Genomic DNA, 24781 nt, shown 5'->3' on the forward strand with positions numbered 1-24781 from the left:
AACCGACCCGGCCAGGTTTTGCCACGGCGACTATTTCCGAACCGGCAACAGTTCTGGGGCCTTTTGATGCAAAATGACAACAGACGATCATTTGCGCGGGCGTTCAGCAAAAATTTGCCTATTCAGGTTGAGTTGTCCCTCGCCCGGGCAATCGGCACTTGGGCTTCGATTCGACCTGTGCCATAAGATACCGGCACTTGGGGAAGAAGTTGCACAAAAGCTGCGTTCAGCAGCCAGAGACAGCTACGGGGACAGGCGTTAGAATGACGGATCTTGGGACTTACGGCGTCACGCGGCGTGGCCTTCTGGGCGTGTTCGCGGCAACCGCGGTTGTGGCCGCTCCGACATATTCGAACGCCTTCGGCCTTCTGAAAGGTGCAGGGGACATTCGCCGCATTCGCATGTATTCAGGTCGTACAGGCGAAAGCATCGACACGATATATTGGGTCGATGGCGAGTACATCCCAGAAGTCATGAAGGAAATCAATTACTTCATGCGCGACTGGCGGTCGAACGAAGCCATGAACATGGACATGCGCACCGTCGACATCATGGCTGCATCGCACCGGCTGATGGACGTTAACGAACCCTACATGCTTCTGTCGGGTTATCGCTGCCCGAAGACGAATGCCATGCTGCGGTCGAAATCGCGTGGCGTGGCGAAGAACTCGTTGCACATGAAGGGGCAGGCAGCCGACCTGCGGCTGAAATCGCGCTCGGTCAGCCAGATGGCCCGTGCGGCGGCGGCCTGTGCCTCGGGTGGCGTAGGCAAGTATTCGCGGTCGAACTTCGTCCACATGGATTGCGGTCCGGTCCGCAGCTGGGGCGGCTGAGCCGCCTCGTCTGATGAAGGAAGGGCGCCGTATGGCGCCTTTTTCCTTGGCACCTGCCCGGCCGATCATCGGTGGCTACGCCACGGCTTGCCACCGTCATCACGCGGTCGGGCCTTTCAGACCGGGACGCCCTGCCCTGCCCCGCCCGCGATCTCGCGCCCGCGGTAGCCCATTGCCACCACGAATTTCTCGGAACTGTCAGACCGGCTGGCAGGCGGCTTGACGTTGGCCACCTTGCGGAAGTTGCGCTTCAGCATGGCCTGCATCTCGTTCTCGGCCCCTCCGGCCAGCACCTTGGCCACGAAGGTTCCGCCGTCCTCCAGCACGTCGAAGGCGAAGGCCAGAGCCGCCTCGACCAGGGCCACAATCCGCAGATGGTCGGTCGCCTTGTGACCCGATGCCGCGGCCGCCATGTCCGACATCACGACGTCGGCACGACCGCCCAGCCAGCCCTTCACCTTCTCGTCGGCGTCGTCAGACAGGAAATCCAGCTGATGGATTTCGGCGCCGGCAATCGGCTCCACTTCCTGCAGATCCACCCCCAGGACGCGGCCGACCGGCTTTTTCGGATTCTGCCCCAGCGCGTTCACCCGTGCCACCGCCACCTGGCACCAGCCGCCCGGCGCGCAGCCCAGATCGACCACCCGGGCGCCAGGCTTGAGGAAACCATACTTGTCGTCCAGTTCGATGATCTTGTAGGCCGCGCGGCCGCGATAGCCCTCGCGCTTTGCGCGCTGGACATAGGGATCGTTCAGCTGCCGTTCCAGCCAAAGGGTGGAGCTGAGCTTCCGCCCCTTCGCGGTCTTGACCCGCACCCGCAGTTCGCGCTGGCCGCGCCCCGAATTCGGCTTGTCGATCATGTATAAGGTCCGTCTTCCAGAACGCCGTCCGCGCTCATCTGCGCATAGAGAAGCCCCTCCCTAAGGCCACGGTCGGCAACGGACAAGCGGTCGGTGGGCCATATGCGCATCAGCGCCTGCAGGATCGCCGCGCCGGACATGATCAGCGTGTGCCGGTCGCGCCCGATACGCGGGTCGGTCCGCCGGCCTTCCGGCCCCAGCACCAGGTATTCCCGGATCACCATGTCGATCTGGTCGCTGGTCATCTGCAGACCATCGACCTTCGTGCGATCATAGCGTTTCAGGTTCAGGAAAGATGCCGCGACAGTGGTAACCGTGCCCGAGGTGCCGATGATCTGGAAGCCCTCGCGCGGGTTCTGGGCGTTGTATGGGCTGAAGCTGGCCAGGTTCTCTTCGAAGAACCAGCTCATCAGGGCGAAGCGCGCCGCGTCATCATCGACATCGGCGAACTGGTCCTTCAGCGTGGCCACGCCGAGCGGCACACTGATCCAGTCCACCACCCTTGCAACCGCCCCGTCGCCCTGCGCATCGAAGCCCATGTGCAGGCGCATGATTGCACGGGCGCGTTCGGCCGGCGGCACGGCGCTCAGGTCGATCCAGACCAGTTCCGTCGAGCCGCCGCCGATATCGACCACCAGCAGCTGTTCGGTGGACGGATTGACCAGCGGCGCACAAGAGATCACGGCAAGCCGGGCCTCTTCCTCGGGCGCAATGATCTCCAGGCTTAGACCGGTCTCGCGCCGGACCTGGCGGATGAAGTCGCGGGCGTTCCGGGCGCGGCGGCAGGCTTCGGTGGCAACCAGCCGCATCCGCACGACACCGTGCCGTTCGATCTTCTTCTCGCAGATGCGCAGGGCCTGGATCGTCCGGCCCATGGACGAACGGCTCAGCCTTCCCGTAGCCTCTAGCCCGACGCCCAGCTGCACAGTCTTGGAAAAGCTGTCAACGATCGCAAACTGACTGCCCCTGGGCTGGGCAATCAGCATGCGACAGGAATTTGTGCCAAGGTCAAGCGCCGCATAAAGCGGGGCCGACCCTGGGTCGGAAAGGGCTGACGGCTTACCGGCGCGGGAAACGGCAAGGGGCGTCTCGACCTGCGCCTGGAAAGCGTCCGCCCTGCGGGGACGCTCGGGCGTCATGGCCGCCCTCCATCTGTGGTTGGATCCAAAGGTAGTCTCGATCCCACCTTCGCGCAAGCGCGCATCCATGAGGCCAAGGGGGGTTTGGCCAAGGCTCATGATCTGCATGAAGACTTTTCCGACCTTCTCCTGTCGCAACTGCAGCTGTCGCGTGCTACCCACAGTTGGCGTGCACCGGGGTCGCATCCATCGCGCGCCATGTCGAAATCCGACACCGGCTGTCGGAGATCGGCGATTATCAACGAGGTCAGCACAGCCAAGGGGAATCACCGGATCATGGCCGAAGTCACCATCGTCTCATGGCGCGACATCCCGGCCCAGGTCATCGTCGGCAAGGGTCGTCGCGGCTCGAAGGTGCAGCTTTCCGAACGCTTCGAACAGGCCATCGACCGGTGCGCCATGAAGGTCGGGGCGCGTGACACCGACAGCTATCTCGCCGAATGGCGCAAGGCCGTCGTGGCCGAGGTCGAGGGCGACCCCGATACCATTGCCGCCGACTGGGCCGCGAAGCTGGAAACCGAATACGACACCAACCGCCTGAAATCGCTGATCGACGCCGAAGGCTGGGCCAAGGCCTGACGCCCATGCCACCGTCATTGAAGGAGACCGTGATGGCCCTGTTCAACTTCCGCCGCAAGGACGACACCGCCACCGCCACCGGGTCGCTGGAAGCCTTCCTCAAGGGCTATTCCATCGAGGTCATGCCCCGCACCGCCGAGAAGGTCGAGGATTTCCGCGACATCCTGCCGAGGGGCACCCGCGTCTACATCGCCCATATTGACGGCACCCCGATCGAGGACATGGTGGCCACCGCCAGACGCATCACCGGCGAAGGCTTTGCCGTGATGCCCCATTTCCCGGCGCGCATCATCAAGGACAAGGCCACACTTTTCGACTGGGTCGCCCGCTACCGCGATGCCGGCGTCGAACAGGGCCTGCTCCTGGCCGGCGGCGTCGCGCAGCCCGTGGGCGACTTCCACTCCTCGATGCAACTCCTTGAATCCGGCGCCTTTACCGGCTTCAAGCGCCTGCATGTCGCGGGTCACCCCGAAGGCAACAAGGACATCGACCCCGACGGCTCCGACCGCATGGTCATGGAGGCCGCGCGCTGGAAATCCGCCTTCGCCGAACGCACCGATGCGCAGATGGCCATGGCCACCCAGTTCTGCTTCGAGGCCCAGCCGGTGATCGACTGGGTCAACCGGCTTCAGGCCGAGGGCGTGAAGCTTCCGGTCCATATCGGCATCGCCGGGCCTGCGAAGCTTCAGACCCTCATCAAGTTCGCCATTGCCTGCGGCGTCGGGCCCAGCCTGCGCGTGCTGCAGAAACGCGCGATGGATGTCACCAAGCTTCTCCTGCCCTACGAGCCGACCGAGATCCTGCAGGATCTCGCCGCCCACAAGGCCGCGAACCCCGGCTTCGGCATCGAGCAGGTCCACTTCTTCCCCCTCGGCGGTATCAAGACCAATGCCCAGTGGGTGACCGAACATGGCGGCGCCTCCGGCGTTCCGGCCAGCGCAACTGCCTGAGAAAAAGGTTTAGGAATGACCCGTACTGTCATTGAATCCAAGACGAAAACCGTTGTCATCGGTTTCGACGAACCCTTCTGCGTGATCGGCGAACGCATCAACCCGACGGGGCGCAAGAAGCTGGCCGCGGAACTCGAGGCGGGGAATTTCGAAACCGTCATCAAGGACGCGCTGGAACAGGTCGCCTGCGGGGCGACGGTGCTCGACATCAACTCGGGCGCGGTCTTCACCAACAAGATGGCCGAAGACCCGCGCTATGCCGACAACAACTTCGTCGAGCCGCCCCTGATGAAGGCGCTGATCGAGATCGTGCAGCAGACCGTGGACGTGCCGCTCTGCATCGACTCGTCGGTCCCCGGCGCGCTCGAGGCGGGACTTCAGGCCTGCGAAGGCCGCCCGCTCCTGAACTCGGTCACGGGCGAGGAGGAACGCCTCGAACTCGTCCTGCCCCTCGTCAAGAAATACAACGTGCCCGTGGTGGCGATCTCGAACGACGACACCGGCATCTCGCCCGACCCCGATGTCCGCTTCGCTGTGGCGAAGAAGATCGTGCAGCGCGCCGCCGACCACGGCATCCCCGCGCATGACATCGTGGTGGATCCCCTAGTGATGCCCGTGGGCGCCATGGCCTCGGCCGGCCAGCAGGTCTTTACCCTGGTCCGGCGTCTGCGCGAAGAGCTGGGCGTGAACACCACCTGCGGTGCCTCGAACATATCGTTCGGCCTGCCGCACCGCCACGGCATCAACGCGGCCTTCCTGCCCATGGCGATCTGCGCCGGCATGACGTCGGCGATCATGAACCCCGTCCGCCAGCAGGAGATGGAGGCGATCCGCGCCGCCAACTTCCTGATGAACCACGACCCGAACGGCGGCGAATGGATCCGCTTCGCCAAGGTTCTGGAAGCCGTCGAGGGTGGCATGAGCTTCTCCGAAGCCTCCGCCGCCGCCTCCCAGGCCGCCGGCGGGCGTCGCGGCGGCCGCCGCGGTCGGGCCTGAGCGCCTCCCTGCCCCCTTGCCAGCCAAGGGGGCTCGCGCGCCTTCCCTTCTTCTGTTCCGCAATGTCCCGGCCAGAGGCGCGCGTGCGGAGCTGCGTCCCCGACGCAACTCCGCGCAACACCTGCCGTGGTGCGGAACGCGCGGCCGCCGTGCTGCGCGGCGCTTCACCTTTGCGACAGTGCACCCGAAGGCCCGTTGCACCCCGGCCCCGGCCTTGGCACCTTGCCGCCATGCCGCGCCGTCTTGCCCTCGCGCTCTGTCTGCTTGCCGCCCCGGCCTCTGCCCAGGGCAGCGGCCTGACCATGCCCTTCGATGCCACTGGCCGCGCCGCGCTGGAAACGGCGCTTGATATGGCGGCGGCATCTCTGGCCAATTCCCTGGTCCTGTCCCGCGACGCGGCCTGGGCCGCCGGCACCCGGCCAATGCCGCCCCATATCCGGCAGGCGCTGCTTGCCTGGTATCCGGCAGACCTCCTCGACAGCATCGAATACCGCGTGGGCATCGCCGAGGATTCGACGCTGCAATCCCTGGCCATCCGCCATGGCCGGGCCAATGCCATCACCCTGATCGACACCATCGTCTTTGCCGACCCGCGCGAGGCCGAGACCGACATTGCGCTTTGGGCGCATGAGGTCAAGCACGTGGAACAGTTCCGTCGCTGGGGCCTTTCGGGCTTTGCCCGTCGCTACGTCCTCGACCACGCAACGGTCGAGGCCGAGGCCTATGCGATCGGCGACGTGGTGAAGGCCATCCACGGCGGCGGATGAGACCGGTCGAAGGGTCCGGGCCGCCTGGAGGGCCTGGCATGATCCGCCAACCTTTTTCGCACGGAAGGTCCGCCCGACACGAACCGCTAACCCGCCACCGCACGCAAGGAGGCCGCCCTGGCCGGCGGAACCCGGTCCACCTCGACACAGGTGAAGACATGCAGCGTGTCCAGCTCCCTGTCCACCACCGCATGATCCGACACCCAGCCCCCCATGCCCAGATAGGTGCGCAGCAGCGGTGGCAGCGCAGCAAGCGATGTACGGCGGTCGGCAACCGGCCCGGCCAGCGCCGGATAGTCCACCACCTCCGCTGCCCTCTGCCGCGGCAGATGCTCCGCAGGGCCTACGAACTCTGCCGCAAGCAGCGCCAGCCCCGCCCGATGCGCCTGCCATTCCGCCCCACGAAAGCTGGTACAGCCAACCAGCAGCCCCGCCTGGCCTTCATCCACGATCCGCGTCATCGCGCCCCACGCCAGGCGCAGCACGTCAGGGTGCACGCCGCCCGAGGCCACACAGAAGCGCCCCATCTCGGCGATGGGCCTGGCATAACCCGCCAGTGGCGCCACATCGTAAAAGCGCGCCGCATAGCCCTGAGCCAGCCCCGCCCCCCAGCCGAACAGCATGACCCGGAAATAGGCAAGCAGCACCCCGTCGCTCTCGACCACGACATGGGCGGAGAGCGCGTCCTGGGCATCCCCTTCCCGGCCGGCCCGTCGGGGGAAGGCCGCGCTGCGAAAGGCCATCACGCGGGCCATGTCGGCCCGGCCCCGCGCCAACCGCGCCACCATACCGCCCCGCTGAAGTGGCTCCACGCCCCTTTACCCCGCCCCGTCACACTATAGACTGCGTCTCAAAGGAGACCCCGATGGAAAAGATCGTCAAGTCCGATGCCGAATGGAAGGCGCAGCTGTCCGACCTCGCCTATCGCGTGACGCGCAAGCACGCGACAGAACGCGCCTTCACGCACGACAACTTTCCGAAGGGCCCAGGCACGTTCCGCTGCATCTGCTGCGACGCGCCGCTGTTCGATGCGGCGACGAAATTCGACAGCGGCACCGGCTGGCCCAGTTTCTATGCCCCGATCGACCCCGAAAGCGTCGGCGAACAGGCCGACAACAGCTGGTTCATGCGGCGCACCGAGGTGCATTGCAACCGCTGCGATGCCCACCTCGGCCATGTCTTTCCAGACGGCCCGCCCCCCACGGGGCTGCGCTACTGCATCAACGGAGTGGCGCTGAAGTTCGACCCGGCCGCCTGACCAAAAGGCCCCGCGTCACAGAACGTCGCCCGCCTGGATGCGGCCGAAGTTGCCCAGAAGCTGACGGATCAGGCCAAGGCCCTTGATGTTGGTCTGCGTGATACGACGCGAGATTTCCACCACCTTGCCGTCCTCAAGCCCGAAGCGGGCGATGTTCTCCACCCGGCCAGAACTGTCGAAGGTCACGGCCACGACCTGCCGCTCGATTTCCTGCGGCTCGCGCGGGCCGAAATGGCGGTATCGGCTTTGTACGTAATACCAGCCCTCGTCGTTCAGCAGACCCGAAGTGGAAGGGCGCCCGATCTTTTCGCCGACGCTTTCCCGGGTATCGACACCAACCTCGATCTTGGCAAGTTCGTCATCTGCCGGGACGTATCCGTGATTGCGGAACACCGGTGAGCAAGCGATCAGCGCGCCAACCAGCATCAGGGCAATGGCCTTTCGGAGAAACCCTGTGCGGGCCGCTCCGACCATCCGCGTCAACCGGAAATCTGCCATACCTGCCCTCTTGCCCCTGAAACGCCGGCACGCGGCGCGGGTGCTTCAAAACCTCTGGCTTTCCCGATAACAGAAGGGCAGCCCATTGTTCAAGAATGGAACGCCGCAGCCATGGGAATTGGCACCCGATGACCGACCCTGCCCCCAACAGCCCGACCCGGTTCCGCACCGGTGGACTGAGCCCACGCAAGCCGACGCGCTTCGACTATGCCCCGGATGGCTCGGCGCGCGCCGAACTGGCCCGGCAACTTGGTCTTTTGGCCCTGAAGCGGCTTCACCTTGCCGGAGAGATCCGGCCCGTGGGTCGTGATGAACTTGTTCTGACCGCCCGGCTGACAGCGGCAGCCGACCAATCCTGCGTCGTGACGCTGAAGCCGGTGGCCGCCGCCATCGACGAGGAAATCCACCGCCGCTACGTCGCGGGACTTACCGAACCGCAGGGCGAAGAGGTCGAAATGCCCGAAGACGACACGCTGGAGCCGATGCCCGAGGTGATCGACCTTGCCGAGATCGCTGCCGAGGCGCTGGCCCTGGCCCTGCCCTTGTATCCCCGCGCCCCGGGCGCGGAACTGGGCGAAATGGTGCACAGCGCAGAGGGCGTCGAGCCACTGCGGGATGACGACATGAAGCCTTTTGCGGGTCTTTCCGCACTGGCTGCCCGCCTTGGGACGAAAGGCAAGCCAGACAACGAAACCGACGACTGAGAACTGCTGCGCGCCCGGCAAAAGGGGGCTTGCGCCCGGACGGAATCCGAGTATGTTCCGCGCCTCGTTCAAGCTGCGAAACAGCGCCGTTCGGCTATTGCCGCAAGCATGGGCCAAGGTGCTGGATCGATAAGGAAAACAGGGGCACGTGTCCCCACTGCCCGAGGTTTAGACATGGCTGTCCCGCAGAACCGCACCACCCGCTCCCGCCGCAACATGCGCCGTGCACATGATGCTCTGGTTGCAGCGAACCCGAACGAATGCCCGAACTGTGGCGAACTGAAGCGCCCGCATCATGTTTGCAGCGCCTGTGGCCACTACGATTCGCGCGAAGTCGTATCGATGGCGCGCGAAGTCGATGTCGACGAGGACGCGGCGTAATCCAACGCCCGCGCGACCGTGAAGATGGCCACCGGACCCGAGTCTGCCTCTGTCACGGCCCTCACTCCGGCGTCCGAACGCGTCGTGATTTCCGTTGACGCGATGGGTGGAGACCAGGGACCGGCAGCAGTTGTTGCCGGTCTTGTCGATTCGATGGTCGAGCACCCAGACATGCAGGTGATCCTGCACGGGGATGAGGCAAGCCTCAGGCCCCTGCTTGCCCGTCACCCTGAACTGGCTTCCCGCATCACCCTGCGCCATGCCGATCGTGTCGTCACCATGGAGGACAAGCCCGCCCAGGTGATGCGTCACGGTCAGGGCACCTCGATGTGGTCGGCCATTGATGCCGTGAAGAACGGCGAGGCCTCTGTTGCCGTATCCTGCGGCAACACTGGGGCGCTCATGGCGGTCAGCATGCTGCGGCTTCGCAAGCTGCCGGGGGTCAACCGTCCGGCAATCGCCTGTCTGTGGCCCTCGCGCAATCCGGGCGGGTTCAACCTCATGCTCGACGTGGGCGCCGACGTGAAGGCAGAAGCCGACGATCTGCTGCAGTATGCCACAATGGGTGCCTCGTATGCGCGCAATGGCCTGGGGCTGAAGCGGCCGCGCATCGGCCTGCTGAACGTCGGCACCGAGGATCACAAGGGCCGCGCCGAACTGAAAGAGGCGCATGAGCGCATGGGGCCGATCGCGAAGGCGGGGGATTTCGACTATGTCGGTTTCGTCGAGGGCGGAGACCTGCCCTCTGACCGGGTCGATGTGATCGTGACCGATGGCTTCACCGGCAACGTCGCGCTGAAGACCGGCGAGGGCACGGCAAAGCTTATTGCCGACTTCCTGCGCGAGGCGTTCGGTGCGGGCATCCTGTCGAAGTTCGCGGCGCTTCTGGCGATGAATTCGCTCAAGCGACTGCAACGCCGGATCGACCCGCGCCGGGTGAACGGGGGGGTGTTTCTCGGGCTGAATGGCACCGTGGTGAAATCACACGGTGCCGCGGATGCAACAGGGGTGTCTGCAGCCGTCAGCCTTGCCTATCAGCTGGCGCGCGCACGGTTCATCGAACGGCTGGCTGCACGGGTTGCATCCGCCGGGCGAGCGGGGCAGGATGCCGCACAGGCAAGCCCCGACGCACATGGGGCGGGGGGCAGTCCGACCGAATGAGTTTACGCGCGGCAGTCAAGGGCGTCGGGCATTATCTTCCCGACCGCATCGTTCCGAACAGTGAGTTCGAATCCATCGTCGAGACTTCGGACGAGTGGATCCGCAGCCGCTCGGGGATCGAGCGGCGCCACTTTGCGGCCGAAGGCCAGCTGACCAGCGACCTTGCCGCCCGTGCCGCTCGCGCGGCGCTGACTGATGCGGGTCTGACAGCCGACGACATCGATGCGATCATCGTGGCGACCTCGACACCGGACCTGACCTTCCCCTCGGTTGCGACCATGGTTCAGGCAGAACTGGGCATGACACGCGGCTTTGCCTTCGATGTTCAGGCAGTCTGCGCCGGATTCGTCTTTGCGCTGGCGAACGCAAATGCACTGATTCTCACCGGTCAGGCGAACCGGGTGCTGGTGATCGGTGCGGAAACCTTCAGCCGCCTGATGAACTGGAAGGACCGCACGACTTGCGTCCTGTTCGGCGACGGGGCTGGCGCACTGGTGCTTGAGGCAGCCCAGGGCGAAGGCACACCGGCGGATCGCGGCATCCTGGCAAGCGATCTGAACTCGGACGGGCGTTACCGCAACATCCTTTATGTGGACGGCGGCACCTCGACGGGCACGACGGGACATCTGGTGATGGAAGGCAAGGAAGTCTTCCGCCATGCCATTGAAAAACTTGCCGAAACCGCACACCGCGCCTTGGACAAGGCCGGACTGACCCCTGACGACGTGGATTGGATCGTGCCGCATCAGGCCAATATCCGCATCATTGAGGGCACCGCGAAACGGATGCAGGTGCCGATGGACCGCGTGGTCGTCACCGTGCAGGACCACGGCAACACCTCGGCCGCATCGATCCCGCTGGCGCTGTCGGTCGGCAAGGCGCGCGGCCAGATCAGGCCTGGCGACCTGCTTGTGACCGAGGCGATCGGCGGCGGGCTTGCCTGGGGTTCGGTCGTCCTGCGCTGGTAGACGCCTTCAACCACGCGGTCCAAGTGGTTGATATTGACTCGGAAATCCAACGGTCGCATGGTCGTTCAAACAACCTCGTGGGGGGACGAGATGAGCGACAAGACCTTGACCCGGATGGATCTGAGCGAAGCTGTGTTCCGCGAGGTAGGACTGAGCCGCAATGAATCGGCCGCACTGGTGGAAAGTGTGCTCCGGCACATGTCCGACGCACTGGTCGCAGGCGAGACGGTGAAGATCTCGTCCTTCGGCACCTTCTCGGTCCGGTCCAAGACGGCGCGGATCGGTCGCAACCCCAAGACGGGCGAGGAAGTTCCGATCTCGCCGCGCCGGGTTCTGACCTTCCGCCCCTCGCATCTGATGAAGGACCGCGTCGCCGCGGGCAAGAAGCGCTGAGGGGCTGACCCCATATGGACAAGTCGCCGGACGCCTTTCGCACCATCAGCGAAGTCGCCGAGGTGCTGAACACGCCCGCCCATGTGCTGCGCTTCTGGGAAAGCCGGTTCACGCAAGTGCGTCCGGTCAAGCGAGCCGGCGGCAGACGCTATTATCGCCCGTCGGACGTGGCGCTTCTGGCCGGGATAAAGCGGCTGCTGCACGACGAAGGTATGACGATCCGGGGCGTACAGAAGATGCTGCGCGACAAGGGCGTGCGGCATGTGGCCAGCCTGGCGGACGGTGCGGTTCCGCTGGTCGGCCCGCAGGATGCCGAGGAACCGGTCTCAGCCGCGAATTGGCAGGACGAGGTGCCCGAAGCCGGCTTCATTGCCGTCGAGGATGAGGATGAAGAGCCCGAAGCCGCGCCGCCGCCCGCGAAGCCCGCGACGCGCGCCAGACCCGAACAGCCGTCGCTGCCGCTGTTCGATGCCGTGGTCGAGGTTTCACCCGCTGCCCCGGCTCCCGAGCCTGCGCCTGCCCCGCCGGCACCCGTAGCGCCTGCCCAGCGCGTGCAGCGCGACGACGTGACCCTTGCCGGCCTGATCCGTGCCCTGCCCGCCGGATATCCCGGCACGGCACGACCGGAAGTCGCCGCCCTGGCCCGCCGGCTAGCCGCGCTGCGGGCCCGGCTAGCCGACCGCGCCGAAGGTCTGGGATAAGTCGGTGCCCCGCCATGCGCTTTCCCGCTTGCCCCTGCCCGGAATATCGGTATGTATCGCCCCGTGTCGGGCCGTAGCGCAGCCTGGTTAGCGCGTCCGTCTGGGGGGCGGGAGGTCGAGAGTTCGAATCTCTCCGGCCCGACCATCGAAAACCTGCCCGCCTGCCGCCACGGCAGAGCGGGCAGTTTCATATCCGGGGCCAGGGAGAGACAGACATGACGACCGGAGTGCTTCCCGCACAGGCCCTGCGCCGGCTGATTGCCAACGGCGCGCTTTCGGCCGCCCCCGCGATCCGTGAGGACCAGATCCAGCCCGCCAGCCTTGACCTGCGCCTGGGGCCGGTGGCCTATCGCGTGCGCGCATCGTTCCTGGCCGGCAGGGGACGCAAGGTCGCCGACCGTCTGGAGGAATTCACCATGCACCAGGTGAATCTTGCCGGGGGTGCGGTTCTGGAAAAGAACTGCGTCTATGTGATTCCGTTGGCGGAACACCTGTCGCTTCCACGGGGCATCACGGCGGTTGCCAATGCCAAAAGCTCTTCCGGCCGGCTGGACCTGCTGACCCGTACGATCACCGACGGCGGAATAGAATTCGACCGCATTCCAGAAGGTTACACCGGTCCCCTATATGCCGAGGTCTGCCCGCGCAGCTTCTCGGTGCTGGTGCGGGAAGGGCAAAGGCTGAATCAGATCCGATTCCGCCACGGCCAGGCCGTGCTGTCGGATGCCGAACTTGCCGCACTTCATGCGCGCGAACCGCTGGTGACGGGCGAGGCCGTGATTTCGGAAGGTCTGGGCTTCTCGGTCGATCTGCGCCCGGCGCAGGGCACTCTGGTCGGCTACCGCGCCAAACCGCATGCCGGCGTGATCGATCTGGACCGGATCGGCCATTACCCGGCCTCGGACTTCTGGGAAGAGTTGCACACCCGTGACGGCCGCATCATCCTGGACCCGGGGGCCTTCTACATCCTTGTCAGCCGCGAGGCGGTGACGATCCCACCCGATTATGCCGCCGAGATGGCGCCCTATCTGGCAATGGTGGGCGAGTTCCGGGTGCATTACGCGGGTTTCTTCGACCCCGGCTTTGGCCATGCCTCGGCCGGTGGCGCAGGGTCGCGCGGCGTGCTGGAGGTGCGCTGCCACGAGGCACCCTTCGTGCTGGAACACGGGCAGGTCGTGGGCCGGCTGGTCTATGAACGCATGGCAGAGCGGCCGGAAACACTTTATGGCGCGGGGATCGCCTCAAACTATCAGGGGCAAGGGCTGAAACTGGCAAAGCAGTTCCGGCCGGGCTGACGCGCCGCCGGAAGCGCGGGTCTTTCAAGACGGCGCAAAGTCCCCGGACGGTCTTTGCCGGTGGCATTCCTAGCGAAAAAATCGCCGGCCCAGCCGTGCCAGCTTCTGCGCCTTCCTTGCGGTTTCCTTTGCGTCCCGGGCCTGCCTGCGTTCTTCGGGTGTGAGCTTTGAGTCGGGCTTGCCCCGGCGCGCTGCGAAATCGACCCCGGTGTTCACCGCGCTGCGGACAAACATCCGCGTCAGCATGCCGAAAAGCCGGTTCAGGTCCATTTGCTTCACCCTAGTCCTCGAACAGCTCGCTCTGGCCGGTCATGGCATCGTCATCCTCGCTTGTGGCCGCCTGGCCCGGCAGGGGGCGGCTGTCCAGCAGCCCGGCAGCGCGCAACTCCTTCAGGCCCGGCAGGTCGCGGGCCGATTCCAGACCAAAATGATCCAGGAACCGTTCGGTCACCACGAAAGTCACCGGTCGGCCCGGGGTCATGCGTCGGCGGCCCAGGCGGATCCACTCCAGTTCCATCAACTGGTCGATGGTGCCGCGGCTGACCGCGACGCCGCGGATCTCTTCAATCTCGGCCCGCGTCACCGGCTGATGATAGGCGATGATCGCCAGGGTCTCGATTGCCGCACGGCTGAGCTTTCGCGTCTCTACCGTCTCGCGGCGCATCAGGAAGCCGAGGTCCGGCGCGGTGCGCATTGCCCAGGCATCACCCACCCTGACCAGATTGACGCCCCGCCCCTGATAGCGTTTGCGCAGCCTGACCAGCGCCTCGGCCGGGTCGCAGCCATGCGGCATCCGGGCCTGAAGTTCGGCCACGGTCACGGGCTCGGCCGTCGCAAACAGGATCGCCTCTACCATCCGCTCCTGTTCGCCCATAGGCGGTGCATCGAAAAGGCTTTGTTCTTCCCCGGTGTCCATCATCCCTCCCGGCGGCGCAGTTCGATGGGCGCGAAGGTCTCGCCCTGGCGCAGGGTGACCTGACCGCGCTTGGCCAGCTCCAGAACGGCGGCGAAATGCGCGGCAAGGGCCGAGCGGCGGGCCATAGGCGTCACGTCCCAGCCTTCAGGCAGGAAGCTGGTCAGGCTCGCCCAGTCCCCGGCGTAACCGATCAGGCCGCGCAGACGATCCAGCGCCTGCTCCATTGTATAGACATGTTCACGGTCCAGCACGAAGGGACGGAACTCGTCCTTCGTACGGATCATTGCATAGGCGCGCATCAGGTCCAGAAGCGTGGCGGTGTAGACGACCTTGCGGTGATGCGTCACTTCCTCGGGGACGCCGCGGGCGAAAAAGTCGCGCCCCAACTGGTCACGCCCCATCAGCCGGGCCGCTGCGTCTCGCATGGCCTGCAGGCGCTCCAGCTGGAAGGCCAGATGCGCGGCCAGGTCTTCGGCGGAAGGCCCTGCCTCGCCGGGCTCGGGCGGCAGCAGAAGGCGTGATTTCAGGAAGGCAAGCCAGGCCGCCATCACAAGGTAATCAGCGGCCAGTTCGATCCGCAGCGTCCGGGCGCGTTCGACGAAGCCCAGGTATTGCTCGGCCAGTTTCAGGACGGAAATCCTGCGCAGGTCCACCTTCTGCGTGCGGGAAAGCGTCAGCAGCAGGTCAAGCGGCCCCTCGAACCCATCGACATCGACGATCAGCGCCTCGGCGGCAAGGCGGTCGTCGATGGGCAGACGTTCCGGCTGATCCCAGTCGTCGGGCTCAGCCATCGGCAAGGTCCGCAAGGGCTGCGTCCAAGGGCAACGGCGCAGTGCGGGCGGCAAGCGCCGCACGGGCGCGGTCGGCTGCTGCGGGCGTCATGTCCCCAGCCGCCTCGGCCACAGCCTGCATTTCCGCCAGATCGCCCTTGCAGTGCAGCGCGATATCCACGCCTGCGGCCATCGTTCGCGCGGTGCGATCGGCAAGGCTGCCTTTCAGCGCCTCCATGTTCAGATCGTCGCTCATCAACAGGCCCTGAAAACCGATCTCGTCCCGGATCAGCCGGATCATGGTTGGCGACTGTGTGGCAGGCAAGCCCGGATCGACCGCCGCAAAGACCAGATGCGCGGTCATCGCCATCGGCAGATCGTTCAGGGCGCGGAAGGGGGCGAAATCGACGGCGCGCAACTCGTCCAGGGGGGCATCCACCGTCGGCAGGGCAAGATGGGTGTCCAGATGCGACAGGCCGTGGCCCGGCAGATGTTTGACGACCGGCAGGACGCCGGCCTCTTTCAGCCCCTCGGCCACGGCGCGTGCAATGATTGCCACTGTTTCGGGGTCCGATCCATAGCAGCGGTTGCGAAGAAAAGGATGCGTTCCGGGCCGGGCCACATCGCCTAGCGGCGCACAGTTCGCGTCGATGCCGACCGCGCGCAATTCGGCGCCGATCACCCGCATCCGCGCCCGCATCGCGCGCGCGGCGACCGCAACCGAGCCGGCCCGTTCGACGGTGTCCAGTGGCGGATCCCATTCGCGCCAGTGCGGAGCCCGCAGGCGCTGCACGCGACCGCCTTCCTGATCCACAAGGATCGGGGCATCGCGGCCCACGGCCGCGCGCAGGTCGGCGGTCAGACGCCGCAACTGATCCGGCGACTCGATGTTGCGGGCAAAAAGGATGAAGCCGAAGGGGTCTGCCTCGCGGAAAAAGGCGCGTTCGTCCTGCAACAGGACCGGGCCGGCGCAGCCGAAGATCGTCGCCCCGCGGCCGATGGTCATCGCTGCGGCACCGGGATGCAGGTGGCGTTCTGCGCAACAAAGGCGGAACAGAAGCGGCGCGCGTCTGCCTCGTCGTCGAAGCCATGGGCGCGCAAGCGATAAAAGGTGCGCCCACCGCTTTCGGCCGGTTGCAGCACCAGCCGCTTGCTAGCCATCAACTCGCCAAACTGACCCGAAAGACGTGCCCATTCGGCCCGCGCCTCGTCCATCGTGTCGAAGGCGCCGAACTGAACCAGCCGGGTACCGACAGGAATGGTGGCCGGGTCGATCTCTTCAGGGGCTGACATCGCGACCGCTGGCGCCGGCGCCGCTGCGGCAGACCTGCTGCCCGGGCGCGATTTTGGCCGCGGAGAGACGGCAATTCCGCCATCATCAGGCAACTCGGGCGCGAACTCCGGGCCCAGGTCGCCCAGTGCAAGAATGCTGTCGTCGTCCTCGACCGGATCGGCAATCCCTGCAGAGACCGTCTCCGGCGCCAGACCCAGGGCTTCGGCGATCGCGGCATCCACAGCGATGGCGGTAGGACTGGCGCTTTCCGTCGGCGGCGCCGCAGCCAGGGCAAGATCCGGATTCTCGACCCCTGCCCCGCCCAGCGAAGGCAAGGGCGCAGCCACTGCGGCCAGGGCCGAACCGCCGGGTCCGGCCAGACCAGCCTCGTCCTCTGGTTCAAGTTCCTGTGGGCGGGGGGCCAGAACCAGACGATCGGGCACCTCTGCCGCCACGCCAGAGGCGGCCACCTCGTTCACGGCAAGGCCACGATGATTGGCGATCTCGCCGCCCGGATCCTCGGGCGCCACCCGAAGCGGCCCTTCCATCGCCTTGATGACAGGCACACCACGCACATCGCGCACGGCCAGCTTGTAGCCCCAGATGGAAAGGCCCACCACAAGGCCGAGAGAGACCAGCGCCCCTGCGAGATTGACATACCGCCGGGCCACGACCGGCGCCCCCCCGTGCCCGCCGTCATAGCTGCCGTAGCCGTCGTAGTCCGCGTCCGCCATGTGCTGCCCCTGCCTGCGGGACGGTTCGTCCGCCCCTGCATACACGCCTCATAGCCGGCGGGGCGCAATTGTTTCAGCGCATTTCCTCAACCGGTGTAACACCAAGGATACCAAGACCGGCGCAAATGACAACGCCCACGGCCCTTGCAAGGGCGATTTTCGCCTGCGACACGGCCACGTCCTCCTGGATGAAGCGCAGGCTGTCATCGTCGTTGCCCTTGTTCCACAGACCGTGGAAGTCGGAGGCCAGTTCGTAAAGGTAGAAGGCCACCCGGTGGGGCTCGTGCCCCTTGGCGGCAATCTCCACCAGCCTTGGCCATTCACCCAGCTTGCGGATCACCTCAAGCTCGGCCGGATGCCCGAGATGGGCAAGATGCGCCAGCGACAGCGCCGCATCCGACACATCCAGTCCCGCCTCGCGCGCCTTGCGCAGAATACTGTTCACCCGGGCATTGGCATACTGGACGTAGAAGACCGGGTTGTCTTTCGACTGTTCGGTCACCTTGTCGAAATCGAAATCCAGTGCGACGTCGTTCTTGCGCGTCAGCATGACGAAGCGCACCACGTCAGGCCCGACCTCGTCGATCAGATCGCGCAGCGTGACGAAGGTGCCCGCGCGCTTGGACATCTTGACGATCTCGCCGCCCTTCAGAAGCTTGACGAGCTGGATCAGCTTGATGTCGAGGTTGACCCGGTTCTCGGACAGGGCCGAGACGACCGCCTTCAGCCGCTTGACATAGCCGGAATGGTCGGCGCCGAAAATGTTGATCAGTTCGTCGAAGCCGCGCTGCACCTTGTTGAAGTGATAGGCGATGTCGGGGGCGAAGTAGGTCCAGCTGCCATCCGACTTCTTCACCGGGCGGTCGACATCGTCGCCGAAGGCGGTGGAACGGAACAGCGTCTGCACGCGCGGCTCCCAGTCCTCGGGCGCCTTGCCTTTGGGCGGCTCAAGGATACCTTCGTAGATCAGCCCCTTGGCGCGCAGCGCCTCGATCGCGGCCTCGATCTGGCCTGTGCCGTAAAGCGCCTTCTCGCTGGAATAGACATCCATCGTGACGCCCAGCGCCGCCAGGTCATCGCGGATCATTGCCATCATCATGTCGGTGGCGAAGGTGCGCACATCGGCCAGCCACACGCTTTCGGGCTGTTCCAGAAGGCTGTCGCCGTATTTTTCCTTCAGCGCCTGACCCACCGGGATCAGATAATCGCCGGGATAAAGCCCCTCGGCGATCTCGGGCGACAGGCCATGCGCCTCGCGATAGCGTTCATAGGCAGAGCGTGCCAGCACATCGACCTGGCCGCCACCATCGTTTATGTAATATTCGCGCGTGACCTGCCAGCCTGCAAAGGCAAGCAGCGAAGAAAGCGCATCGCCCACCACCGCGCCCCGCGCATGGGCCACATGCATAGGCCCGGTCGGGTTGGCGCTTACGAACTCCACGTTCACCTTGCGGCCCTGTCCGATGGTCGAGCGGCCGAAATCGGTGCCTTCGGTCAGGATGTCGCGCACCAGGGCCTGCCATGCGGCCGGCTCAAGCCGCAGGTTCAGGAACCCCGGGCCCGCCACATCCGCGCCCGCCACGCGCGGATCCTCCATCAGCCGCACGGCCAGTGCCTCGGCAATCGCGCGGGGTTGCATGCCGGCCGGTTTCGCCAGCACCATCGCCGCGTTCGTCGCCATCTCGCCATGCCCCGCATCGCGCGGCGGCTCGACCGCGACATTCGACAGGTCGAGGCCTTGGGGCAGCACGCCCTCGGCCATCAGCGCCTGCAACTCGGCGACCACTAGCTCACGGATATCGGCGAACAGGTTCATTTGATCACATCCTTTCCCCGAACAGGCCATGCCAGAGGCCCGGCCCGTGGTCAAGGATGGCTCACGACCGCCGCCAATCCTCCAGCGCCGCATTCTCTTCGGCCGCCGCCTGTGGCGCTGCGGACGCGGACGTCACGGCGTGATTGCGGAAGTAATGCGTCTCGCGCGCGCCGAAATAGAAGGCGACGATCGCGCCCAGCAGCCACCACAGCGGCTCGGGCACCGCATTCAGCCCCGCCATCCGGTCAGCGAAGGCCCTCGGGTCCACCATGGCGTAGACGAACAACCCGATTGTGCCGAAGGCAAGAAACGGCCGCGGCAGCCGGTTCAGCCCGTTCACCATCCGGTCGAACCGGGACAGGGCGGGATGCTGATACTCCTCGCCCAACTGGCGCAAGGCGGCCATCTGCGCCTCTGCCGAATATTCCATGCGCTTCGTGGCGCTGGGCACGAAGACCTCGGCCACGCCCTTCGCAGCCTCGCCCAGCGCCGTGACCGTGCCGGGGGAACCAATCAGCCTGCCGATCATACCCATCGCGCCACCCGCGCCCGGTGCTGCGCCTCGGTCAGATGGTATTTCGGAGAGATGAATTCCTCTGCACGCAGGATCCAGCCGCCCTTTCCGCCGTCCTTGCGCCTGGCAAACTTGCGGCTGGCGGGGCGGCTGTCGGCCAGCGCGTAGTAATAGTTCCGACGCGCGATTCCGTAGGCATCGGCCAGATGCGCAGGCGCCGCCTCATGGGCCAGCTGCGCCGCGCGAATCGTCTTCGGCCCGATCACCCCGTCCGGCTCGCAGGGAAAGCCCATCTCGGTCAGCAGCCGCTGCAGTATTCTCACCGCATTGGCCCCGCCATTCACATACATGTCGAAGACACTGGCCTGGATCGGCTCGGGCAGGGCTGCGATGCCGGGACGGCGATAGTAATGTTCCAGATAGATCTCCACCGCCTGGGCGCGGGTCAAGGCCTTCACATCGGCCACATCGATCCGCCTGTCGCGGTTCACGTCGATCCCCAGCCGCCTCAGCGTGCCGATGGTGACCCCGTGGTTCGTGGCCCCGCCCGGATCGTCCGGGTCGTTCACGAAACCGCCCTCGCGGGCGACGATCTCTTCGGCAATCCGTCGGACATCCGGCATGCTGACCCCCATTTCAGACAGGGATAGCCTGACAAGGCGGCATTAACGCCCCCCTGATGCAGCGCGCGCTCAGCTGTCGGGCTGGGCCTTCGGATCGACGTAAACCCCCTGCTCCTTCAGCGCGTCGACCACTTCCTTCGGCATGTAGGTCTCGTCATGCTTGGCCAGGACTTCGGTCGCAACGAAGGTGCCGCCCTCCAGCCGACCCAGGGCAACCACGCCTTCGCCCTCGCGGAACAGGTCGGGCAGGATGCCGGTATAGCGCACCGGAACGGTGGCATTTGTGTCTGTGACGGCGAAGGCGATCTCTGTCCCCTCCCCCCGGACGATCGAGCCTTCGACCACCAGACCACCGATGCGGAACGTCTCGCCGGGGCCGGGCGGATTCTCCATGACCTGGCTGGGCGAACGGAAGAAGTTGATCCCGTCGCGCATGGCGTAACCGACCAGCCCCGTCGCGCCGATCAGCGCCACCGCGGCCAGGGCGACGATCTGGATGCGCCGTTGCTTCTTCAGCCCCTTCAGGCCCCGGAACGCCTGCTTTTCGGTCATGCCTCTCTCCCCGCCCGATGCCGGGCCAGCGCCTCCAACTTGGGCATGGCACCCGTCCAGTCAAGCCCCCAGGCAGCGACACGGTGCCATAGGCGGGGCTCAGGGGAAGACCGGCGCCAGCATCAGACCCTCGGTCTCGGGCAGGCCCAGCATGAGATTGGCGTTCTGGATCGCCTGTCCCGAGGATCCCTTGGTCAGGTTGTCCAGAACCGCAACCACCACAGCCCGGCCGGGAATCCGGTCGCCCACAACCCCCAGATGGCAGAAGTTCGACCCTGCGATGTCGCGCGTCGATGGCAGCGCCCCGAAGGGCAAGACCTTGAGGAACGGCTCATTTTCGTAAGCCTTTTCCAAAACCTCGTGAACGATCGTCGCATCGCCCTTGACATAGACCGTCGCCAGGATTCCCCGGTTCATCGGAAGAAGGTGGGGCGTGAACTGCACCCGCACCGGCCGGCCGGCGATTTTCGAGAACTCCTGATCGAACTCTCCCAGATGCCGGTGCTTGCCGCCCGCGGAATAGGCATGGGTGCCGCCGGACAATTCCGCGTGAAGCAGGTTTTCCTTCAGGCTGCGCCCCGCGCCGGACACGCCGGCCTTCAGGTCGATCAGGATGTCGTCCAAGTCGATCACCCCCGCCGCGATCAGCGGGCGCAGGGCGTATTGGCCGGTCGCTGCGTTGCAGCCCGTGCCCGCCACCAGCCGAGCCCGGCGGATCTCGGCCCGGTAGAACTCGGTCAGGCCATAGACCGCTTCCTTCTGGATTTCCACCGCGGCATGGGGTTGGCCATACCATTTCTGGTATTCCGCCGGATCGCGCAACCGGAAGTCGGCCGACAGGTCCACGATCCGCAGATCGTGCGGCAGGCGGGCCACAACCTCTTGCGTCGTGGCATGAGGAAGTGCACAGAAGCACATGTCTACATTGGAAAAATCTATCTCGTCGATCTTCGCCAGCCGCGGCAGGTCCAGATGTCGCAGGAAGGGAAAGACCTCGGCCATCGTCATCCCTGCCTTGCGGTCGGCCGACAGGGCCACGATGCGCATTCCCGGATGCGTCGCGATCAGGCGGACAAGCTCGGCTCCCGTGTAGCCTGAAGCCCCAAGAATGGCGATGCGATGGGTCATTGCGCGGCTCCTGTCAAAACCGCGCCCTCTTTGCGCGGTTGGCCGTGACAATGCAAGTCTGCCGGTTGTCCTTCCTCTCTGCGGAAATATCCTCCGGGGGTCCGGGGGGGGGAAAGCCCCGGCACGCGAGCCAGTTGGCCGAAGGCCAGAGGCGAGACACTGCCTTGCGGCGCCAGCCGCTCAATTCGTCAGCCCTTTCAAACCGCGATGAGGTCAGGGCACCGGGGTCCACATCACATCGTCGATCCGCGGCGCAGCCGTCGCCAGCATCACAAGGCGATCGAAACCCAGCGCGATGCCGGCAGCGGGTGGCATGAGCGCAAGCGCCGCGAGGAAATCCTCGTCCAGCGGGTAGCTTTCGCCATAGACGCGCGCCTTCTCGGCCATCTCGGCCTCGAACCGCCGGCGCTGTTCCTCGGGGTCGGTCAGTTCGCCGAAGCCGTTCGCCAGTTCCACCCCGCAGGCATATACCTCGAACCGTTCGGAAACCCTTGCATCTCCGGGCACCTTTCGCGCCAGGGCGGCCTCTGCTGCGGGATAATGGTCAAGGATCGTCACCCTGCCCTGCCCCAGATGCGGCTCGACCTTCGCTGAAAGCACCCGGCTGAACATGTCCGACCAGGTATCATCGGCCGCCCGGCGCAAACCGATCCGGTCCAGCTCTGCCCCCAGGCGTGCGGCATCGGTGGTTCCGTCAGGACGGATCGAAGCCATCAGATCCACCCCGGCATGCCTGCCGAAGGCGTCGGCCACCGTCAGCCGCTCGGCTTCGGCGAAGGGGTCGCAGGCAAGGTCGCGGAAGCGCAGCAGCTTTACCCCCGCCTCGTCGGCGGCAAGGCGCAGGAACACAAGCGTATCGTTCATCAGCGCCTCATACCCCTCGCCCGCCCGATACCACTCCAGCATGGTGAACTCGGGGGAATGCAGCGGCCCGCGCTCGCGGTTGCGCCAGACATGCGAAAAGGCGTGAATGCGTGTCTCGCCGGCGGCCAGCAGCTTCTTCATCGCGAACTCGGGCGATGTGTGCAGATACATCCGGCGACGCTGCCCGTCATTGCCGATGGCTTCGGTGGCAAAGCCGTGAAGATGCGCCTCGTTGCCAGGGCTGACCGCAAGCGCCGCCGGATCGACCTCCACGAAAGCCTCCTTCGCCAGGTAGCGCCGGATTGCGGCCTGGATACGGTTGCGCGCCATCAGCACGGGGCGGCGGTCGGCATGAACGGCTGGGTTCCACCATTGGGACGAGGGATTCATCTGGAAATTCCGGTCGGGATCGGTTAGGGGCGCGTGCAGATGCCGGTCCGTGGGACCGGGCCCCGGGATATAGCAAGGACCAGACCTTTGAAAGTCATCGCCTCAAGCCTTCGCAAGGGCAATGTCGTCGAGATGGACGGCAAGCTCTACGTTGTTCTTACCGCCTCGAACTTCCACCCCGGCAAGGGCACGCCCACGACCAGCGTGGACATGCGCCGGATTTCCGATGGGGTTAAGGTCTCCGAACGCTGGCGGACGACCGAGATGGTGGAAAAGGCCACCGTCGACGAACGCGAATACGACTTTCTCTATGAAGACAGCGAAGGCTTCCATTTCATGGAGCCGAACACCTACGAACAGGTCGTCGTGACCGAGGACGTGATGGGCGGCAACAAGCCCTACCTTCAGGAAGGCATGCGCTGCTATCTCAAGACCTTCGAGGGCGTGCCGATCGCGATCGAGGTGCCCCAGAAGATCACGGTGGAAATCGTCGAGACCGAGCCGGTGGTGAAGGGGCAGACCGCCTCCTCGAGCTACAAGCCCGCAATCACCTCGAACGGGCTGCGCGTGATGGTGCCGCCGCACATCGGGCCCGGCACCCGTATCGTGATCAACACCGACGACGATTCCTACGTCGAACGCGCCAAGGACTGAGGCTACAAGCCCGGACCACGGCTGAACCATGTGCAGGGCGGGCAGCAATGCCCGCCCTGCTTGAGTTTGCGGGGTTCAGGCTGCCTCGAAAGTGATCTTCCGGCGCAGGAACTGGGTGGCCTTGTTCGAAACACTTGCAGGATCGCCCGTGGTCAGGAACTTCGCCTCGGTGCCTGGCCCAAGAAACTCTGGCCGGCGCTGCAGATAGTCGGCCAGGGCCTCGGCCACCAGGTTTGCCTGGGAATAGACCTTGACCTCCTCGCCCAGCGCCTCCTGAAAAGCCTTTTCCATCAGGGGGTAATGCGTACAGCCCAGGATCGCCGCCTCGGGATGCGGCATGCGGCGCTTCAGTGCCTCGACATGGCTGCGCACCAAGGCCTCGGCCAGAATCTCGTCGCCCTGCTCGATGGCATCCACAACGCCGCCGCAGGGCTGGGCCTCGACATCCACTCCGATGGCGCGGAAGGCCAGCTCGCGCTGGAAGGCACGGCTTGCAACGGTGGCAGGGGTGGCAAAAAGGGCGACATGCTTCACCGCAACCTCGCGCGGGGGCGAGTTGTCGCCCCATTGCCGTTCGGTCAGCGCCTCGATCAGCGGCACGAAGACGCCCAGAACACGCTTGTGGGGCGGCAACCAGGTTTCCTGCATCCGCTTCAGCGCGGCCGCGCTGGCGGTATTGCAGGCCAGGATCACCAGATCGCAACCCTCGGCCCACAGCCGTTCCACTGCGGCGCAGGTCAGATGAAAGATGTCATCCGCCGTGCGCACACCATAGGGCGCGTGGGCATTGTCGCCAAAATAGACAAAGGGAACATCCGGCAACCGTTTTGTCACCGCCTCAAGAACGGTCAAGCCGCCGAGGCCCGAATCGAAGATACCTACCGCCATGCCTGCCCCTTTCCTCGGCCGTCGCGTTCTGCGCGTCTTGCCTTCATTTCATCATACGGCGGGTGTCGGTGGCGTGAAAGGGGCAAGCGCTGGCGCAAGATGCGGTAAAGCCCCATTCACTTGCATTCGCATTTCCCTATCTAGGGGCGGTCGTGTTAGGGTCACGGCTGATTTCG

29 protein-coding genes and 1 tRNA gene are annotated in these 24781 nt (G+C 65.4%); 15 read left to right on the plus strand and 15 right to left on the minus strand.

All coding sequences use genetic code 11. The features are described from left to right. Positions 1-263 precede the first annotated feature (263 nt). Entirely contained in the window at positions 264-833 is a 570-nt protein-coding gene (locus EYB42_RS04550) for a YcbK family protein (protein ID WP_135448669.1), read from the plus strand. Between the two features lie 116 nt (positions 834-949). Here the strand turns inward: EYB42_RS04550 and EYB42_RS04555 are convergent, their stop codons facing one another. Together EYB42_RS04555 and EYB42_RS04560 are read right to left on the minus strand one after the other, a co-directional pair. Then, entirely contained in the window at positions 950-1693 is a 744-nt protein-coding gene (locus EYB42_RS04555) for an RlmE family RNA methyltransferase (RefSeq protein ID WP_135448671.1), read from the minus strand. After that, complete coding sequence (locus EYB42_RS04560) at positions 1690-2832, minus strand: Ppx/GppA phosphatase family protein (RefSeq protein WP_135448673.1); 1143 nt, start codon at positions 2830-2832, stop codon at positions 1690-1692. Before EYB42_RS04560 ends, EYB42_RS04555 begins: the two co-directional genes overlap by 4 nt. Positions 2833-3108: 276 nt before the next feature. Here EYB42_RS04560 and EYB42_RS04565 point away from each other — a divergent pair, with 276 nt between their 5' ends. From EYB42_RS04565 to EYB42_RS17260, 4 genes are all read left to right on the plus strand, one after another. Next, positions 3109-3411 carry a virulence factor gene (locus EYB42_RS04565; protein WP_135448675.1) on the plus strand — a complete coding sequence of 101 codons (303 nt, stop codon included), beginning with the start codon at positions 3109-3111 and terminating at the stop codon, positions 3409-3411. A gap of 32 nt (positions 3412-3443) precedes the next feature. Beyond that, positions 3444-4361: a methylenetetrahydrofolate reductase gene (locus EYB42_RS04570; RefSeq protein WP_135448677.1), complete on the plus strand. Its 918-nt coding sequence runs from the start codon at positions 3444-3446 to the stop codon at positions 4359-4361. 15 nt (positions 4362-4376) lie between these two features. Further along, positions 4377-5357, plus strand: coding sequence for a methyltetrahydrofolate cobalamin methyltransferase (locus EYB42_RS04575; protein ID WP_135448678.1), 981 nt, complete (start codon positions 4377-4379; stop codon positions 5355-5357). A 230-nt stretch (positions 5358-5587) separates the two neighbouring features. After that, complete coding sequence (locus EYB42_RS17260; RefSeq protein ID WP_167850921.1) at positions 5588-6124, plus strand: eCIS core domain-containing protein; 537 nt, start codon at positions 5588-5590, stop codon at positions 6122-6124. Positions 6125-6210: 86 nt separating this feature from the next. Here the strand turns inward: EYB42_RS17260 and EYB42_RS04585 are convergent, their stop codons facing one another. Beyond that, positions 6211-6936: a GNAT family N-acyltransferase gene (locus EYB42_RS04585; RefSeq protein WP_240783960.1), complete on the minus strand. Its 726-nt coding sequence runs from the start codon at positions 6934-6936 to the stop codon at positions 6211-6213. 53 nt (positions 6937-6989) lie between these two features. On the opposite strand from EYB42_RS04585, the gene msrB reads away from it, so the two are divergent. After that, positions 6990-7382, plus strand: a complete 393-nt coding sequence (gene msrB, locus EYB42_RS04590; protein WP_135448680.1) for a peptide-methionine (R)-S-oxide reductase MsrB — start codon at positions 6990-6992, stop codon at positions 7380-7382. Between the two features lie 15 nt (positions 7383-7397). Here the strand turns inward: msrB and EYB42_RS04595 are convergent, their stop codons facing one another. Next, positions 7398-7880 (minus strand): outer membrane protein assembly factor BamE, encoded by a 483-nt coding sequence (locus tag EYB42_RS04595; RefSeq protein ID WP_240783962.1) that lies wholly within the window; start codon positions 7878-7880, stop codon positions 7398-7400. Between the two features lie 128 nt (positions 7881-8008). On the opposite strand from EYB42_RS04595, the gene EYB42_RS04600 reads away from it, so the two are divergent. The 8 genes from EYB42_RS04600 (at position 8009) to EYB42_RS04635 (ending at position 13483) form a co-directional block, all read left to right on the plus strand. Beyond that, the gene (locus EYB42_RS04600) at positions 8009-8584 is read left to right on the plus strand and encodes a YceD family protein (protein WP_135448788.1); all 576 of its coding nucleotides are present in this window, start codon (positions 8009-8011) and stop codon (positions 8582-8584) included. 174 nt (positions 8585-8758) lie between these two features. Further along, positions 8759-8965 carry a 50S ribosomal protein L32 gene (gene rpmF, locus EYB42_RS04605; RefSeq protein WP_135448681.1) on the plus strand — a complete coding sequence of 69 codons (207 nt, stop codon included), beginning with the start codon at positions 8759-8761 and terminating at the stop codon, positions 8963-8965. A 24-nt stretch (positions 8966-8989) separates the two neighbouring features. Further along, positions 8990-10126, plus strand: a complete 1137-nt coding sequence (plsX, locus tag EYB42_RS04610; RefSeq protein WP_135448682.1) for a phosphate acyltransferase PlsX — start codon at positions 8990-8992, stop codon at positions 10124-10126. Continuing rightward, positions 10123-11094, plus strand: coding sequence for a beta-ketoacyl-ACP synthase III (locus EYB42_RS04615; RefSeq protein ID WP_135448683.1), 972 nt, complete (start codon positions 10123-10125; stop codon positions 11092-11094). The genes plsX and EYB42_RS04615 overlap by 4 nt, the downstream gene beginning before the upstream one ends. Before the next feature lie 90 nt (positions 11095-11184). After that, positions 11185-11487: an integration host factor subunit alpha gene (gene ihfA / locus EYB42_RS04620; RefSeq protein WP_135448684.1), complete on the plus strand. Its 303-nt coding sequence runs from the start codon at positions 11185-11187 to the stop codon at positions 11485-11487. A gap of 14 nt (positions 11488-11501) precedes the next feature. Continuing rightward, on the plus strand, positions 11502-12188 hold the full coding sequence (locus EYB42_RS04625) for a MerR family transcriptional regulator (RefSeq protein WP_135448685.1): 687 nt from the start codon (positions 11502-11504) through the stop codon (positions 12186-12188). A 67-nt stretch (positions 12189-12255) separates the two neighbouring features. Beyond that, positions 12256-12333: transfer RNA gene (locus EYB42_RS04630), tRNA-Pro, on the plus strand. 70 nt (positions 12334-12403) lie between these two features. Continuing rightward, positions 12404-13483 (plus strand): 2'-deoxycytidine 5'-triphosphate deaminase, encoded by a 1080-nt coding sequence (locus EYB42_RS04635; protein WP_135448686.1) that lies wholly within the window; start codon positions 12404-12406, stop codon positions 13481-13483. A 280-nt stretch (positions 13484-13763) separates the two neighbouring features. Here the strand turns inward: EYB42_RS04635 and scpB are convergent, their stop codons facing one another. The 10 genes from scpB to epmA all read right to left on the minus strand — a co-directional run bounded on the left by scpB (position 13764) and on the right by epmA (position 23063). Further along, positions 13764-14399 (minus strand): SMC-Scp complex subunit ScpB, encoded by a 636-nt coding sequence (gene scpB, locus EYB42_RS04640; protein ID WP_135448687.1) that lies wholly within the window; start codon positions 14397-14399, stop codon positions 13764-13766. Continuing rightward, positions 14399-15190, minus strand: a complete 792-nt coding sequence (locus tag EYB42_RS04645; protein ID WP_135448688.1) for a segregation and condensation protein A — start codon at positions 15188-15190, stop codon at positions 14399-14401. The genes scpB and EYB42_RS04645 overlap by 1 nt, the downstream gene beginning before the upstream one ends. Next, complete coding sequence (locus tag EYB42_RS04650) at positions 15183-16175, minus strand: glycoside hydrolase family 3 N-terminal domain-containing protein (RefSeq protein WP_135448689.1); 993 nt, start codon at positions 16173-16175, stop codon at positions 15183-15185. The genes EYB42_RS04645 and EYB42_RS04650 overlap by 8 nt, the downstream gene beginning before the upstream one ends. Then, positions 16172-17176 carry an SPOR domain-containing protein gene (locus EYB42_RS04655; RefSeq protein WP_135448690.1) on the minus strand — a complete coding sequence of 335 codons (1005 nt, stop codon included), beginning with the start codon at positions 17174-17176 and terminating at the stop codon, positions 16172-16174. Before EYB42_RS04655 ends, EYB42_RS04650 begins: the two co-directional genes overlap by 4 nt. A gap of 73 nt (positions 17177-17249) precedes the next feature. Further along, positions 17250-18992: an arginine--tRNA ligase gene (argS, locus tag EYB42_RS04660; protein ID WP_135448691.1), complete on the minus strand. Its 1743-nt coding sequence runs from the start codon at positions 18990-18992 to the stop codon at positions 17250-17252. A gap of 61 nt (positions 18993-19053) precedes the next feature. Continuing rightward, positions 19054-19527, minus strand: coding sequence for a holin family protein (locus EYB42_RS04665; RefSeq protein WP_135448692.1), 474 nt, complete (start codon positions 19525-19527; stop codon positions 19054-19056). Continuing rightward, positions 19518-20129, minus strand: coding sequence for a holin-associated N-acetylmuramidase (locus tag EYB42_RS04670; protein WP_135448693.1), 612 nt, complete (start codon positions 20127-20129; stop codon positions 19518-19520). The genes EYB42_RS04665 and EYB42_RS04670 overlap by 10 nt, the downstream gene beginning before the upstream one ends. A gap of 69 nt (positions 20130-20198) precedes the next feature. Next, a complete protein-coding gene (ccmE, locus tag EYB42_RS04675) occupies positions 20199-20654 on the minus strand; it encodes a cytochrome c maturation protein CcmE (protein WP_135448789.1) in 456 nt (151 codons plus the stop codon). A gap of 126 nt (positions 20655-20780) precedes the next feature. Beyond that, complete coding sequence (gene argC / locus EYB42_RS04680) at positions 20781-21809, minus strand: N-acetyl-gamma-glutamyl-phosphate reductase (RefSeq protein WP_135448694.1); 1029 nt, start codon at positions 21807-21809, stop codon at positions 20781-20783. Between the two features lie 213 nt (positions 21810-22022). Further along, positions 22023-23063, minus strand: coding sequence for an EF-P lysine aminoacylase EpmA (gene epmA / locus EYB42_RS04685; protein ID WP_135448695.1), 1041 nt, complete (start codon positions 23061-23063; stop codon positions 22023-22025). Positions 23064-23150: 87 nt separating this feature from the next. Between epmA and efp the strand changes: the two genes are divergently transcribed. After that, positions 23151-23717: an elongation factor P gene (gene efp, locus EYB42_RS04690; RefSeq protein WP_135448696.1), complete on the plus strand. Its 567-nt coding sequence runs from the start codon at positions 23151-23153 to the stop codon at positions 23715-23717. A gap of 75 nt (positions 23718-23792) precedes the next feature. On the opposite strand, the gene murI is transcribed toward efp, so the two are convergent. Further along, positions 23793-24605 carry a glutamate racemase gene (gene murI, locus EYB42_RS04695; RefSeq protein WP_135448697.1) on the minus strand — a complete coding sequence of 271 codons (813 nt, stop codon included), beginning with the start codon at positions 24603-24605 and terminating at the stop codon, positions 23793-23795. Between the last annotated feature and the right edge of the window lie 176 nt (positions 24606-24781).

Source organism: Tabrizicola caldifontis (assembly GCF_004762095.1).
Taxonomy (GTDB): Bacteria; Pseudomonadota; Alphaproteobacteria; order Rhodobacterales; family Rhodobacteraceae; genus Tabrizicola; species Tabrizicola caldifontis.

What these genes read in the sequence shown, in the direction of transcription:
- EYB42_RS04575 (WP_135448678.1), top strand. Translation starts at nt 4,377, where the DNA reads ATGACCCGTACTGTCATTGAATCCAAGACGAAAACCGTTGTCATCGGT.
- EYB42_RS04565 (WP_135448675.1), top strand. Translation starts at nt 3,109, where the DNA reads ATGGCCGAAGTCACCATCGTCTCATGGCGCGACATCCCGGCCCAGGTC.
- EYB42_RS04650 (WP_135448689.1), bottom strand. Translation starts at nt 16,175, where the DNA reads ATGACCATCGGCCGCGGGGCGACGATCTTCGGCTGCGCCGGCCCGGTC.
- EYB42_RS04625 (WP_135448685.1), top strand. Translation starts at nt 11,502, where the DNA reads ATGGACAAGTCGCCGGACGCCTTTCGCACCATCAGCGAAGTCGCCGAG.
- argS (WP_135448691.1), bottom strand. Translation starts at nt 18,992, where the DNA reads ATGAACCTGTTCGCCGATATCCGTGAGCTAGTGGTCGCCGAGTTGCAG.
- EYB42_RS04615 (WP_135448683.1), top strand. Translation starts at nt 10,123, where the DNA reads ATGAGTTTACGCGCGGCAGTCAAGGGCGTCGGGCATTATCTTCCCGAC.
- EYB42_RS04560 (WP_135448673.1), bottom strand. Translation starts at nt 2,832, where the DNA reads ATGACGCCCGAGCGTCCCCGCAGGGCGGACGCTTTCCAGGCGCAGGTC.
- EYB42_RS04600 (WP_135448788.1), top strand. Translation starts at nt 8,009, where the DNA reads ATGACCGACCCTGCCCCCAACAGCCCGACCCGGTTCCGCACCGGTGGA.
- scpB (WP_135448687.1), bottom strand. Translation starts at nt 14,399, where the DNA reads ATGGACACCGGGGAAGAACAAAGCCTTTTCGATGCACCGCCTATGGGC.
- EYB42_RS04595 (WP_240783962.1), bottom strand. Translation starts at nt 7,880, where the DNA reads ATGGCAGATTTCCGGTTGACGCGGATGGTCGGAGCGGCCCGCACAGGG.
- argC (WP_135448694.1), bottom strand. Translation starts at nt 21,809, where the DNA reads ATGACCCATCGCATCGCCATTCTTGGGGCTTCAGGCTACACGGGAGCC.
- EYB42_RS04635 (WP_135448686.1), top strand. Translation starts at nt 12,404, where the DNA reads ATGACGACCGGAGTGCTTCCCGCACAGGCCCTGCGCCGGCTGATTGCC.
- rpmF (WP_135448681.1), top strand. Translation starts at nt 8,759, where the DNA reads ATGGCTGTCCCGCAGAACCGCACCACCCGCTCCCGCCGCAACATGCGC.
- EYB42_RS17260 (WP_167850921.1), top strand. Translation starts at nt 5,588, where the DNA reads ATGCCGCGCCGTCTTGCCCTCGCGCTCTGTCTGCTTGCCGCCCCGGCC.
- ihfA (WP_135448684.1), top strand. Translation starts at nt 11,185, where the DNA reads ATGAGCGACAAGACCTTGACCCGGATGGATCTGAGCGAAGCTGTGTTC.
- EYB42_RS04665 (WP_135448692.1), bottom strand. Translation starts at nt 19,527, where the DNA reads ATGGGTATGATCGGCAGGCTGATTGGTTCCCCCGGCACGGTCACGGCG.
- EYB42_RS04670 (WP_135448693.1), bottom strand. Translation starts at nt 20,129, where the DNA reads ATGCCGGATGTCCGACGGATTGCCGAAGAGATCGTCGCCCGCGAGGGC.
- EYB42_RS04655 (WP_135448690.1), bottom strand. Translation starts at nt 17,176, where the DNA reads ATGGCGGACGCGGACTACGACGGCTACGGCAGCTATGACGGCGGGCAC.
- epmA (WP_135448695.1), bottom strand. Translation starts at nt 23,063, where the DNA reads ATGAATCCCTCGTCCCAATGGTGGAACCCAGCCGTTCATGCCGACCGC.
- EYB42_RS04550 (WP_135448669.1), top strand. Translation starts at nt 264, where the DNA reads ATGACGGATCTTGGGACTTACGGCGTCACGCGGCGTGGCCTTCTGGGC.
- murI (WP_135448697.1), bottom strand. Translation starts at nt 24,605, where the DNA reads ATGGCGGTAGGTATCTTCGATTCGGGCCTCGGCGGCTTGACCGTTCTT.
- EYB42_RS04555 (WP_135448671.1), bottom strand. Translation starts at nt 1,693, where the DNA reads ATGATCGACAAGCCGAATTCGGGGCGCGGCCAGCGCGAACTGCGGGTG.
- EYB42_RS04645 (WP_135448688.1), bottom strand. Translation starts at nt 15,190, where the DNA reads ATGGCTGAGCCCGACGACTGGGATCAGCCGGAACGTCTGCCCATCGAC.
- plsX (WP_135448682.1), top strand. Translation starts at nt 8,990, where the DNA reads ATGGCCACCGGACCCGAGTCTGCCTCTGTCACGGCCCTCACTCCGGCG.
- msrB (WP_135448680.1), top strand. Translation starts at nt 6,990, where the DNA reads ATGGAAAAGATCGTCAAGTCCGATGCCGAATGGAAGGCGCAGCTGTCC.
- EYB42_RS04570 (WP_135448677.1), top strand. Translation starts at nt 3,444, where the DNA reads ATGGCCCTGTTCAACTTCCGCCGCAAGGACGACACCGCCACCGCCACC.